The organism is Pseudonocardia sp. NPDC049154, assembly GCF_040648315.1.
Lineage (GTDB): Bacteria > Actinomycetota > Actinomycetes > Mycobacteriales > Pseudonocardiaceae > Pseudonocardia.
In genome coordinates this window covers 70,690-82,963 of sequence record NZ_JBEZDN010000004.1, presented here as the reverse complement: position 1 = coordinate 82,963, position 12,274 = coordinate 70,690, and the positions used below count along the sequence as shown (strand labels likewise).

At 72.8% G+C, this 12,274-nt stretch carries 10 protein-coding genes and 1 pseudogene; 9 read left to right on the top strand and 2 right to left on the bottom strand.

Going from position 1 to position 12,274, the window contains the following annotated elements:
- Positions 1-12: 12 nt before the first annotated feature.
- From ureG to AB0B41_RS04000, 5 genes are all read left to right on the top strand, one after another.
- Entirely contained in the window at positions 13-741 is a 729-nt protein-coding gene (gene ureG / locus AB0B41_RS04020; protein ID WP_358198692.1) for an urease accessory protein UreG, read from the top strand.
- Between the two features lies 1 nt (position 742).
- The gene (locus AB0B41_RS04015; protein WP_358198690.1) at positions 743-1,612 is read left to right on the top strand and encodes an urease accessory protein UreD; all 870 of its coding nucleotides are present in this window, start codon (positions 743-745) and stop codon (positions 1,610-1,612) included.
- A gap of 5 nt (positions 1,613-1,617) precedes the next feature.
- Positions 1,618-2,961, top strand: a complete 1,344-nt coding sequence (gene allB / locus AB0B41_RS04010; protein WP_358198876.1) for an allantoinase AllB — start codon at positions 1,618-1,620, stop codon at positions 2,959-2,961.
- Between the two features lie 65 nt (positions 2,962-3,026).
- The gene (alc, locus tag AB0B41_RS04005; protein ID WP_358198874.1) at positions 3,027-4,187 is read left to right on the top strand and encodes an allantoicase; all 1,161 of its coding nucleotides are present in this window, start codon (positions 3,027-3,029) and stop codon (positions 4,185-4,187) included.
- Positions 4,188-4,385: 198 nt separating this feature from the next.
- The gene (locus AB0B41_RS04000; protein WP_358198688.1) at positions 4,386-5,240 is read left to right on the top strand and encodes a phytanoyl-CoA dioxygenase family protein; all 855 of its coding nucleotides are present in this window, start codon (positions 4,386-4,388) and stop codon (positions 5,238-5,240) included.
- A 51-nt stretch (positions 5,241-5,291) separates the two neighbouring features.
- On the opposite strand, the gene uraH is transcribed toward AB0B41_RS04000, so the two are convergent.
- A complete protein-coding gene (uraH, locus tag AB0B41_RS03995) occupies positions 5,292-5,615 on the bottom strand; it encodes a hydroxyisourate hydrolase (RefSeq protein WP_358198686.1) in 324 nt (107 codons plus the stop codon).
- Positions 5,616-5,770: 155 nt separating this feature from the next.
- Here uraH and AB0B41_RS03990 point away from each other — a divergent pair, with 155 nt between their 5' ends.
- From AB0B41_RS03990 to AB0B41_RS03975, 4 genes and pseudogenes are all read left to right on the top strand, one after another.
- On the top strand, positions 5,771-6,520 hold the full coding sequence (locus tag AB0B41_RS03990) for an aspartate/glutamate racemase family protein (RefSeq protein ID WP_358198684.1): 750 nt from the start codon (positions 5,771-5,773) through the stop codon (positions 6,518-6,520).
- Positions 6,521-6,639: 119 nt separating this feature from the next.
- Positions 6,640-8,148 carry an NCS1 family nucleobase:cation symporter-1 gene (locus tag AB0B41_RS03985; RefSeq protein ID WP_358198682.1) on the top strand — a complete coding sequence of 503 codons (1,509 nt, stop codon included), beginning with the start codon at positions 6,640-6,642 and terminating at the stop codon, positions 8,146-8,148.
- Positions 8,149-8,179: 31 nt separating this feature from the next.
- Positions 8,180-9,076, top strand: a complete 897-nt coding sequence (gene pucL, locus AB0B41_RS03980; RefSeq protein WP_358198680.1) for a factor-independent urate hydroxylase — start codon at positions 8,180-8,182, stop codon at positions 9,074-9,076.
- A pseudogene (locus tag AB0B41_RS03975) lies at positions 9,076-10,501 on the top strand (nucleobase:cation symporter-2 family protein). Before pucL ends, AB0B41_RS03975 begins: the two are co-directional and overlap by 1 nt.
- Positions 10,502-10,552: 51 nt before the next feature.
- Here AB0B41_RS03975 and AB0B41_RS03970 read toward each other — a convergent pair.
- On the bottom strand, positions 10,553-12,154 hold the full coding sequence (locus tag AB0B41_RS03970; RefSeq protein ID WP_358198678.1) for an alpha/beta hydrolase: 1,602 nt from the start codon (positions 12,152-12,154) through the stop codon (positions 10,553-10,555).
- Positions 12,155-12,274: the final 120 nt, after the last annotated feature.

The window sequence follows — 12,274 nt, the reverse complement described above, 5'->3', positions numbered from 1 at the left end:
CGGAGCACGCCGATGAGCGACCCCACCGCGCAGCACGGCCACGGTCACGGCCATCTGATCTCGTTCGACCCCACCGAGTCCGAGCCCGACCACCACGCCGCGCCGCCCGCGCAGGGCCGGGCGCTGCGGATCGGGATCGGCGGGCCCGTCGGGTCCGGCAAGACCGCGCTGGTCGCCGCGCTCGCGCGCAGCCTCGGCGAGCGGGTCCGGCTCGCCGTCGTGACGAACGACATCTACACGACCGAGGACGCGGACTTCCTGCGTCGCAACGCCGTGCTTCCCCCGGAGCGGATCGAGGCCGTCCAGACCGGCTGCTGCCCGCACACCGCGATCCGGGACGACATCACCGCCAACCTCGACGCCATCGACACCCTCGAGGAGCGCTTCGCCTCGAGCGACGGACAGAGCCTGGAGCTCGTGCTCGTCGAGTCCGGCGGCGACAACCTCACCGCCGTGTTCTCCCGCGGCCTCGTCGACGCCCAGATCTTCGTGGTCGACGTCGCGGGCGGCGACAAGGTGCCGCGCAAGGGCGGCCCCGGCGTCACCACCGCGGACCTGCTGGTGATCAACAAGACCGACCTCGCGCCGCTTGTCGGGGCGGACATGGACGTGATGACGGGCGACGCCCGCCGGATCCGGGGCGCGCTGCCGGTGATCACGCAGTCGCTGGTGGAGGACCCGTCGGCCGGCGAGGTCGGGTCGTGGGTCCTGGCGCAGCTGTCGTCGCGGGTGGCCGCCTGAGATGCACGCCCGGGCCGTCCTGACCGTCGAGCGGGGAGCCGGCGGGCGCACCGTCGTGCGCGAGCTGCGGTCGCAGTCCCCGCTCTCGCTCGTGCCCCGGCGCGGCACCGCGGCGGCGGCCGACCTCGCGGTGACGGTCCACATGGTCGGCTCGGCGAGCACGCCCCTGGCCGGCGACGACGTCGAGCTCGACGTCCGCGTCGGCCCCGGCGCCGACCTGGTCCTCACCGGGGTGGCCGCGGCCGTCGCCCTGCCGGGGACCGACCGGCCCAGCTCGCTCACGCTGCGGTTCACCGTCGCGGAGGACGCGAGCGTGCAGTACCTGCCCGAGCCCACCGTCGTCACCGCGCGGGCGCACCACCACACGCTGCTGCACGCCCGGCTCCACCCGACCGCCCGGCTGCGCGCCCGCGAGGTGCTGGTGGCCGGGCGTGCCGGCGAGCCGAGCGGGCGGTACCGGGGCACGGTGCGGATCGAGGAGTCCGGTGAACGGCCCTCTCGCTCACCAGATATGAGCGAGAGCGCCGTCCGCACAAGGCCCCTGCTGCACCAGACCCAGGAGCTGGGCGACGCCGTGCTGCAGGGCTCGGCCGCGCACCTCGCCGGGCGCCGGGTGCTGGGCACCGAGGTGCTGCTCTGGGGCGAGGACGGGGAGGCCGCGGCCGGGAGCTGGTGGTCGCTCACCCCGCTCGCCGTGCGCGGGAGCCTCGCCACCGCCGTCGGACCCGACGCGGTGAGCGCGCAGCGGGCCCTCGCCGAGGCCGTCGCGGCCCACCCCGGCTGGACCGCCGCAACCCTGCACAAACGGCCCGCTCGCTCGCCAGGTACGAGCGGGACCGCCGTTCGTGCACTCGCCGAGGAGGCACCGTGACCGAGCTGGACCTGGTGTTCCGCGCCCGCCGGGTGGTCACGGCGTACGGCGAGGTGGCCCGGTGCGTCGGCGTCCGGGGCGGTGAGATCGTCGCGATCGAGCCGTACGACTCGCCGCTCACCGCGCCCGAGGTCGTCGAGCTGGGCGACGACGAGGTGCTGCTCCCCGGCCTCGTCGACACGCACGTGCACGTCAACGAGCCCGGCCGCACCGAGTGGGAGGGCTTCGCCTCCGCGACCGCGGCGGCTGCGCTCGGCGGGGTCACCACGATCGTCGACATGCCGCTGAACTCGATCCCGCCGACGATCGACGTCGCGGCGCTCGAGGTGAAGCGCAAGGCCGCCGAGACCCAGGCGCACGTCGACGTCGGGTTCTGGGGCGGCGCCGTGCCCGGCAACGAGAACGAGCTCCGCGGCCTGCACGACGCCGGCGTGTTCGGCTTCAAGTGCTTCCTGCTGCACTCCGGGGTGGACGAGTTCCGGCCGCTGCCGCCGGAGGACCTGGAGGGCGTCCTCCGGAGGATCGCCGCGATGGGCTCGCAGCTGATCGTGCACGCCGAGGACTCGGACGCGATCGATCGTGCGGAGACACCGCACGGCGAGCTGTACGCGAACTTCCTCGCCTCCCGCCCGCGCGGCGCGGAGAACCTCGCCATCGCCTGGCTGCTCGAGCGGGCCCGCTGGACCGGGGCGCGGGTGCACGTGCTGCACCTGTCCAGCTCCGACGCCCTGCCGATGCTGGCCAGCGCCCGGCGCGACGGGGTGCGCGTGACCGTCGAGACCTGCCCGCACTACCTGACCTTCGACGCCGAGGAGGTCCCGGACGGTGCCACGCAGTTCAAGTGCTGCCCGCCCATCCGGGAGGCCGAGAACCGCGAGCTGCTCTGGCAGGGCCTGCGCGACGGCGTGATCGACATCGTGGTCAGCGACCACTCGCCGTGCACCGCGGACCTCAAGCACCTCGACACCGGCGACTTCGGCACGGCTTGGGGCGGCATCGCGTCGCTGCAGGTCGGGCTGCCCGCGGTGTGGTCCGGGGCGCGGGTGCGCGGCCACACGCTCGCCGACGTCGTCGAGTGGATGGCGACCGGGCCCGCCCGGCTGGCGGGGCTGGCCCACAAGGGCAGCATCGCGCTGGGCAACGACGCCGACTTCTGCGTGTTCGCCCCCGACGACGCGTTCGTCGTCGACGCCCACCGGCTCGCCCACCGCAACCCGGTCACCCCGTACGACGGCCGCGCGCTGTCCGGGGTCGTGCGGAGCACCTGGCTGCGCGGGTCGACGATCTGCGCCGACTCCACCACCTCCGGCCCACCGGCCGGCCGACTGCTGCGACGAGGAGACCGATGACCCGGCCCGACACCCGACCCGCACGCTCGCGTTCCGCGGACGCGGCCCGCCTCGACGGGCCCGACATGGACGCAGACTTCGTGCGGCTGCCCGACCTCGCCGCGCGGCGGCTCGGAGGGGCGGTCGTGGCGGCCAACGACGACTTCTTCGCCGACCGCGCCGCGCTCGTCATGCCCGGTCCGGTGCAGCCGCGCAGCGAGTTCGGCTACCGCGGCAAGGTCTACGACGGCTGGGAGACCCGCCGGCGCCGCGAGCCCGGCTCCGACCACGCGATCGTCCGGCTGGGGATCCCGGGGATCGTGCACGGCGTCGTCGTCGACACCTCGTACTTCCGCGGCAACTACCCGCCCGAGATCTCGGTCGAGGCCACCGCGCTGGAGGACTACCCCGGCGAGAAGGAGCTGGCCGCCGCCGAGTGGGAGACGCTCGTGGCGCGCTCGCCGGCGAAGGGCGACCGGGCCAACGTCTACGACGTCCGCAACCCGCACCGCTGGACCCACGTCCGGCTGACCATCCACCCCGACGGCGGCGTCGCACGGTTCCGGGTCCACGGCAAGGCGGTGGTGGACCCGCGGCTGCTGCACGGCACCGTGGACCTGGCCGCGCAGGACCGCGGCGGGCTCGTCATGACCTGCTCGGACATGTTCTTCTCGTCCCCGGCGAACCTGCTGCTCCCCGGGCCCGCCCGCACGATGGGCGAGGGCTGGGAGACGGCGCGGCGCCGGGACTCCGGGAACGACTGGGTGATCGTCGCGCTGGCGGGGCCGAGCCGGTTGCGCGACATCGAGTTCGACACCAGCCACTTCGTGGGCAACGCGCCCGGCGAGGTGCAGATCAGCGGCTGCCGGGTGGACGGCCCGATCTCGCCCGACGCCCTGGTCTCGCGGGTGTGGACGCCGGTCGTGCCGCGCCGGACGGTCCGGCCCGACACCCCGCACCGCTTCGGGATCCGGCCGGGCTCCCCCGTCGTCACGCACCTGAAGATCGACATCTACCCGGACGGCGGGTTCGCCCGGCTGCGCGCCCACGGCGAGCTGACGGACGGCGGGGTGGAGACCGCGGCCGGTCGTTGGCTCGACGCCCTGCCGCCGATGCACCTGCGGGACGCCCTCACCGGCGCGGGTCTCGACCCCGCCCTGATCAACGGCGCCCTCCGCGCGGCCCGCGCCCCCGGCTCGGAGTGGCCGCAGGAGCTGCTCGACGCCTTCGCCCCCCGCCGCCCCTGATCCGACCTGAGCGAGCGGCGCTCTCGGTCATGAGGAATGAGCGAAAGCGCCGTTCGCTCAACGGGAGTGCGGGTGCGGCGCCAGATGCCGTTGGCGGTCATCGCGGCCTTCACGCGAACGTAACCGTGGTGTCTTGCGCGGCACGGGACGCGCCGGTCATGCTCGGTGAACCAAGTGGTTCACACCTGTGGAGGCACCGTGCAGACGCTCGACCTGGGCGCGTTCACCGATCTCGGCGTGTACACGCCCGACGAGCCGGCCGCGGCCGCCGAGTTCTACCGCCGTTGGGGCTTCGTGGTCCTCCGCGACCTGCTCCCGGCCGCGCTGCTCGAGCGGATCGAGACCGAGTGCGTGGCCGCCCAGCAGGACGTGCTCGCCGGCACCGCCGAACCCCGGTACGGCTCGACGAAGTACCTCGACGACGAGGGCAAGGTCGAGAAGTTCGTCAACTACGTCGAGCACGTCGAGGAGCTGGCGCCGGGCGTCGAGGAGGCGCTGGCCCTGCCCGCGCTGCAGGCACTGGTGGCCGACCTGCTCGGCGAGGGCTTCTGGCGCAACCGGAACGGCGTAGTCTACCAGGACGCGCGGCCGGGCCGGGAGTCCGGCTACAGCCGCATCGGCTGGCACGCGGACTGGCAGGCCGTGCCACACCTGGACATCTGGCCCGGCACCGCCTTCACCATCCACGTCGACGGCACCAGCCCGGCCAACGGCTTCCTCCGCGTCGTGCCCGGCAGCCACCTGTGGGCCACGCCCTCGCCCTTCGAGAACGTCAACGGCGCGGTGGTCCCCGAGGGCGCCCCGGCGGCCCGCGGCTACACCGACACCCCGCCGCCCTTCCCGATGCCGCTGGGGTTCGAGAAGGTCCGCGGCGAGCTCCCGGTCTACGCCGAGCGCGGGGACGTGATCCTGCACGACGCGTTCCTCTGGCACTCCGCCGCCCGCGCGACCGACGACGCCACCGTCCGCCGGCACGTCCGCGGCGGCTGGCAGGGCGGCGACCCGGGCCTGCGGGACACCGAGACGGGCTTCGTGAAGAACGCCGCCCGCTGACACCTCGTGAGTGGCGATAGCTGCTATGGCGACTATCGCCACTCACGGGGGTCAGGAGCCGCGGTACGTCGTGTACGAGTACGGGGAGAGCAGGAGCGGGACGTGATAGTGGCCCCTCTCGGGGTCGGCGGTGAAGGCGATCGTGACCTCGGGGAAGAAGGCCTCCTGCCCGGTCGCGGCGTGGTAGCCGCCGGTCGCGAACACCGCGGTCCACGTGCCGGCCGCGAGCGCGCCGGTGTACAGGTCGCCGACCCGCCCGTCGGTGTCCGTGGTGCCCGTGTGGACCGTGCCGTCCGGCGCGGTCAGGGTCACCGCGACGCCGGCGGCAGGGCGGCCGAGGGCGGCGTCGAGGACGTGCGTGCTGATGCCTGCCATGCCGCAGAGCATTGCAGGAGCCACCGGAACTCTTCCGGAATGGGCTCAGGGAAATCGTTCACGCCGTCGTCACATATATCCGCCCGCGTCCCGGAATTGCGCCCGAGCGGCTAGCGTCGATGCCGAGTCCCGGCGCACGGAAAGGACGGGCCGCGGTGCTGCTCACGATCATCAACCCCAACACCACGGAATCGATGACGGCGACCATCGGGAAGGCCGCCGCCGCCGTCGCGTCGCCCGGCACGACGGTCCGGGCGGTCACCCCCGCCACCGGCCCCGCGTCGATCGAGAGCCACTACGACGAGGCGCTGGCCGTCCCCGGGCTGCTGGCCGAGATCGCGGCCGGCGAGGAGGCGGGCTCGGCGGGCTACGTCATCGCCTGCTTCGGCGATCCCGGCCTCGACGCGGCGCGCGAGCTCGCCCGCGGCCCCGTCGTCGGGATCGCGGAGGCCGCCATGCGCACCGCGAGCTACCTGGGCCGCGGGTTCAGCGTGGTCACGACGCTCGGCCGGACCGTCGGGCGGGCCGAGGACCTGGCGGAACACTACGGCGTCGCCCGCTTCTGCCGTGGCGTGCGCGCCTGCGAGATCCCCGTCCTGGAACTCGAGGACCCCGCCTCGGGGGCCCGCGAGCGGATCACCGAGGAGTGCCGCCGGGCCGTCGCCGAGGACGGGTCGGACGCGATCGTGCTCGGCTGCGCGGGCATGGCGGACCTGTGCGCGCACATCTCGGCGGCGGTCGGGGTGCCGGTGGTCGACGGCGTCGCGGCGGCCACCCGGACCGTCGAGTCGCTCGTCGCGCTGGGCCTGCGCACCGGGGACCGCGGCGAGTTCGCGCGGCCCCCGGCGAAGCCCTACACCGGGCTGCTGCGCGATTTCCAGCTCGGGATTGCGGATATATGTTGAGACTGCGTTGACTCACGCATCGGTCTCGTGAATTCCGCGGCCGTATCCCTCTTTCGGGTACGAGGGCCACCTACCGTCATCCGCACTGGACTTCTGGTCGGCGGAGGGCGGAGCGGGAGATGACGGAGTCGGTGGACGCGACGGCGGGGAACGCGCCGGTCGCCACGAGCGGCACGCCGGGCGAGGTGAAGGCCGGGTACGACGAGCGGCTCACCAACGAGGACCTCGCCCCCCTGAAGAAGCAGAGCTGGAAGTCCTACAACTTCTTCGCCTTCTGGATGTCCGACGTGCACAGCGTCGGCGGGTACGTCACCGCCGGCTCGCTGTTCGCCCTCGGCCTGGCCGCCTGGCAGGTGCTGGTCGCGCTGCTGATCGGCATCACGATCGTCTACTACCTCTGCAACCTGGTCGCGAAGCCGTCGCAGGCCACGGGCACGCCGTACCCCGTGATCTCCCGCGTGTCCTTCGGCGTGCTCGGCGCCAACATCCCCGCGATCATCCGCGGCCTGATCGCGGTGGCGTGGTACGGCATCCAGACCTACCTGGCCTCGCACTCGCTGGTCATCGTCGCGCTGAAGCTGTGGCCCGGGCTCGCCCCGTACGCCGAGGTCGGGCAGTATGGCTTCGCCGGGCTGTCGCTGCTGGGCTGGATCTGCTTCCTCGCCATGTGGGTGCTGCAGGCCGCGGTGTTCTGGCGCGGCATGGAGGCCATCCGCACGTTCATCGACTTCTGCGGCCCGGCCGTCTACGTCGTCATGTTCCTCCTGGCCGGCTACCTCGTGATCGAGGCGGGCTGGAGCAACATCGACCTCAACCTGTCCGAGGTCGACCTGTCGGGCTGGCAGTCCATCGGCGTCATGGTCACCGCCATCGCGCTGATCGTGTCCTACTTCTCCGGCCCGATGCTCAACTACGGCGACTTCGCCCGCTACGGCCGGACCTTCCGGGACGTGAAGAAGGGCAACTTCCTCGGGCTGCCGCTGAACTTCATCGTCTTCGCCCTGCTCGTGGTGATCACCGCGGCCGCCACCCTGCCGGTGTTCGGCCGGCTGATCACCGACCCGGTCGAGACGGTCGCGGAGCTGGACAGCACGTTCGCCGTGGTCCTCGGGGCGCTGACCTTCATGATCGCCACGATCGGCATCAACATCGTCGCGAACTTCGTGTCCCCCGCCTTCGACTTCTCCAACGTCAACCCGCGGAAGATCAGCTGGCGGATGGGCGGCATGATCGCCGCCGTCGGGTCCGTGCTGATCACGCCGTGGAACCTCTACTCCAGCCCCGAGGTCATCCACTACACGCTGGACACCCTGGGCGCCTTCATCGGCCCGCTCTACGGCGTCCTGATCGCCGACTACTACCTGATCAAGAAGGGCCGGGTCGTCGTCGACGACCTGTACACGCTGAAGGCGGACGGCACCTACCACTACAGCAAGGGCTACAACCCGGTCGCGATCGTCGCGACCGTGGCCGGCGCCGTCGTCGCCATGGCCGTGGTGCTCTTCGGCTCGACGACGGCCGCCGCCTTCAGCTGGTTCATCGGCGCGGCCGTGGCGTTCGTCCTGCACTGGACGATCTCCCGGAGCCGGACCGGCAGCACGCCGGAGCCTGCCGCCGACGCGGCCTGAGCACGCATGCAGCACGACCACCGGAGGACGAATGGGCATCTCGCTCGGCTACAACCAGTACGGCAAGGCGGAGTGCCACATGGTGCATGTGGACCGGTCGACGCCGGTCCACGCGATCACCGACGTCACCGTGACCAGCCAGCTGATCGGCGACTTCGCCGACACGCACCTGACCGGCGACAACGGCAAGGTGATCGCCACCGACACCCAGAAGAACACCGTGTACGCGCTCGCCCGGCAGCACGGCGTCGGGTCGCCGGAGGCGTTCGGGCTGCTCCTGGCCCGGTACTTCGTCGACGGCTTCGCGCAGGTCACGGGCGCGCGGCAGGAGGTGAACCTGGACCACTGGGAGCGGATCCCGACCACCGAGGGCGGCCCCCACGACCACGCGTTCACGAAGGCCGGCTCCGAGGTCCGGACGTGCGTGGTGACCAAGCACGGGGCCGAGGAGACTGTCATCTCCGGGCTCACCGGGCTGACGGTGCTCAAGAGCACCGGCAGCGAGTTCCACGGGTTCCCGGACGTGCCGTACACCTCGCTCGTCGAGACGGACGACCGGATCCTCGCCACGGCCGTCACCGCCCGGTGGCGCCACCTCGGCACGGACGTCGACTGGGACAAGTCCTTCACGTCGATCCGGCAGATCCTGCTCGACCGCTTCGCGCAGACCCACAGCCTGTCGCTGCAGCAGACGCTGTACACGATGGGCGAGGCGGCGCTGGCGGCCCACCCGGAGGTCGCGGAGATCCGGTTCTCCATGCCCAACAAGCACCACTTCCTGGTCGACCTGGAGAAGTGGGGCCTCGACAACCCGAACGAGGTCTGGTTCGCCGCCGACCGGCCCTACGGGCTGATCGAGGCGTCGATCGTCCGCGACGACGCGCCCCCGGCCCCGGGGGCGTGGGACGGCGTCAAGGGCTTCATCTGATGGCCGCCGACCCCACGGAGTCCACGCCCGACACCGGCACCGACGAGCGGGCCGACGCGTCCACCACCACCACCGACCCGACCCCGGCGCCCCGGCCGGAGGACGAGAAGGTCCGCGTCGGCACCGCGTTCTTCTTCGGCCTGCAGCACATCCTCGCGATGTACGCCGGGGTCGTCTCGCCGCCGATCATCGTCGCGAGCGCGGCCGGGCTCTCCGCTGCCGACCAGGCGCTCCTGGTCACCGCCGCACTGTTCGTCTCGGGCCTCGGCACCCTGCTGCAGTCGCTCGGCGTGAGGTACGTCGGCTCGCAGCTGCCGCTGGTCCAGGGCGTCTCGTTCGCCGCGGTCGGCACGATGACCGCCGTCGCCACCGAGGAGTCGGTCCCGCCGGCCGCGCGGATGGCCACGATCTTCGGGGCCGTGATCGTCGCCGGCGTGATCGGCTTCGTGATCGCCCCGCTGTTCGCGGGCCTCGTGCGGTTCTTCCCGCCCGTCGTGACGGGCTGCGTCATCACGATCATCGGCATCTCGCTGTTCCCCGTGGCGCTGCGCTGGATCCGCGGGAACCCCACGGTGAACGGGGCGCCCAACCCGAACTTCGGCTCGGGCACGAGCCTGCTGCTCGGGTTCCTGACGCTCGTGGTCACGCTGGCGATCGCGCGCTTCGGCAAGGGGCTGTGGTCCCGGCTGGCCGTCATGCTGGGCCTGGTCGTGGGCACGGTCGTCGCGACGCTCATGGGCCGGGTGAACTGGGGCGCCGTCGCGACCGGGCCGGTCTTCGCCCTGCCGCAGCCCTTCCACTTCGGCGCGCCGCAGTTCCAGATCGGCGTGATCGTCTCCATGACGATCGTCATCCTGGTGATCATGGCCGAGACGACGGCGGACCTGCTGGCCGTCGGCGAGATCCTCGGCACCAAGGTCGACCGGAAGCGGAATCGCGGCAGGGCTGCGCGCCGACATGGGGGCGACGGCGATCTCGCCGGTGTTCAACGGCATGCCGATCTCGGCCTTCGCCCAGAACGTCGGCATGGTGGCCATCACCGGCATCCGGTCCCGGTTCGTGGTCGCCGCGGGCGGCGGGATCCTCGTCGTCCTCGGCCTGCTGCCCGTGCTCGGCCGGATCATGAACGCCATCCCCCAGCCGGTGCTGGGCGGCGCCGGCATCGTGCTGTTCGGCTCGGTCGCCGCGGCGGGCATCCGGACGCTGTCCCGGGTGGAGTTCACGAACGCGAACGTGCTGATCGTGGCGACGTCGATCGGCGTCGGGCTCGTCCCGATCACCGTGCCCGAGGTCTACCTGCACCTGCCGGAGTGGCTGGCGACGATCTTCGAGTCCGGGATCTCGGCCTGCGCCATCTTCGCCGTGCTGCTCAACCTGCTGTTCAACCACTTCTCGCGAACGCAGGAACCCGCCGGGGGTCACTGAGCACGCGCGAGGGCCCGGCGGCAGGGAACTGCCACCGGGCCCCCTCGTCGATCAGCTGTCCGCGAACCGGCAGCGCGGGTCCTCGGTCGGCACCTCCAGCTTCACGAGGTAGGCGCCCACCGCCGAGTCCACGCAGGAGTTCCCCTGCAGCACGGCGGTGTGCCGGGTCCCCTCGACCGTGATCAACCGCGAGCCCAGCGCCGCGGCCAGGTCGACCCCCGCCTGGTAGGGCGTGGCCGGGTCACCCGTCGTCGAGACCACCAGGGTGGGCGGCAGCCCCTCGGCGTGCGGCAGGTGCGGCTGCGAGGTCGGCGTGACCGGCAGCATCGCGCAGGTGTCGGGGGCGGCGTCCGCGGCCGGCAGGCCGGGGTCTGCGAACGGGGCCGCCTCGGCGGCGCGCCGCTGCAGCTCCGCGCGCTCCGCCTCGCCCGCCATCGGGCCGCCGTCGAGGCAGTTCACGACCATGAGCGCCTCCTGGTCGTTGCCGTAGCTGCCGTCCGGACGGCGGCCGAAGTACCCGTCGGCCTCCGTCATCAGCGGGGTGCCGTCACCGGCGCGCAGGGCCTCGAGGCCCTGCGTCAGGCCCGGCCAGGCCGCCGGGTTGTAGAGCGAGGCGACCACAGCGGTCACGGCGTCGGAGTAGGAGAGGGTGCGCCCGTCGGACACGGGCGCTGGACGGTCGAGCAGCGGCCGGGTCAGGGACTGGAACTCCGCCGTCGCCCGTGCGGGATCTGTGCCCAGCGGGCAGTCGGCCTGTCGCGTGCAGTCCGCGGCGTAGGTGTCGAAGGCGCCCTGGAAGCCGGCCATCTGCGCGATCGCACCCTCGGCCGCCGTCTGCGTGGGGTCCACGGCACCGTCGAGCACCATGGCGCGGACGTTCTGCGGGAACATCTCCGCGTACGTCGCCCCGATCCGGGTGCCGTAGGAGTAGCCCAGGTAGGTCAGCTTCTCGTCGCCCAGTGCCGCGCGCAGGACGTCCATGTCGCGGGCCACGTCGCGGGTGCCGGAGTTGGCCAGTACGTCGGCGCCGCCGGAGCGCTGGACGCAGTTCTCGGCATCCTGCCGCGCCCGCGCCTCGGCGGCCGCGGTCCCCTCGGCGACGAGGTCGCGGAGGGACTCGGCCCGGGCGGCGTCCCACTCCGCGTCGGTGGTGCAGTCGATCGTCGGCGTGCTCTTCCCGACCCCCCGCGGGTCGAAGCCGACGATGTCGAACACGCCGGCCGCCCCCTGCGCCGCGAAGGCCGCCGCCATCTCCACGCCCGAGCCGCCCGGACCGCCGGGGTTCAGGACGAGCGAGCCGATGTGGTTCGCGCCCCCACCCGCCGCACGCAGGACGGCGATCTGCGCGGTCCGGCCCTCCGGCTTCGCGTAGTCGAGCGGCACGGTCAGGCGCGCGCACTCCACCCCCGGCGCGCCGAACAGCTCGCGTTCGCGGTCGTCGTCGGCGAGCGGGAGGCACGGGCCCCAGGCCAGCACCTGCGTGTAATAGGGCGCGAGCGCCGCCGGCGGCTCGGCCGGTGCCGCCGCGACGGGTACCGGTGCCGGCGTCGGTGCCGTCAGCAGTAGTCCCGGTACCGCGCACGACGACAGCACCGCCGCTCCGGCCGCGGCGAGCACGGCGACCGCCGCCCGCCTGGTTCTCCTGGTCCCCACAGTCCTTCCTCCCCGATCCTCCGCGGTCCCGGCCACGGGTCCGCGGCGGGGTTCAGCGGAGGATGGGGGCGTGGGGGTCACCCGGACGAGGGAGCGCACACCCGAACCGGCGGGGGTGGA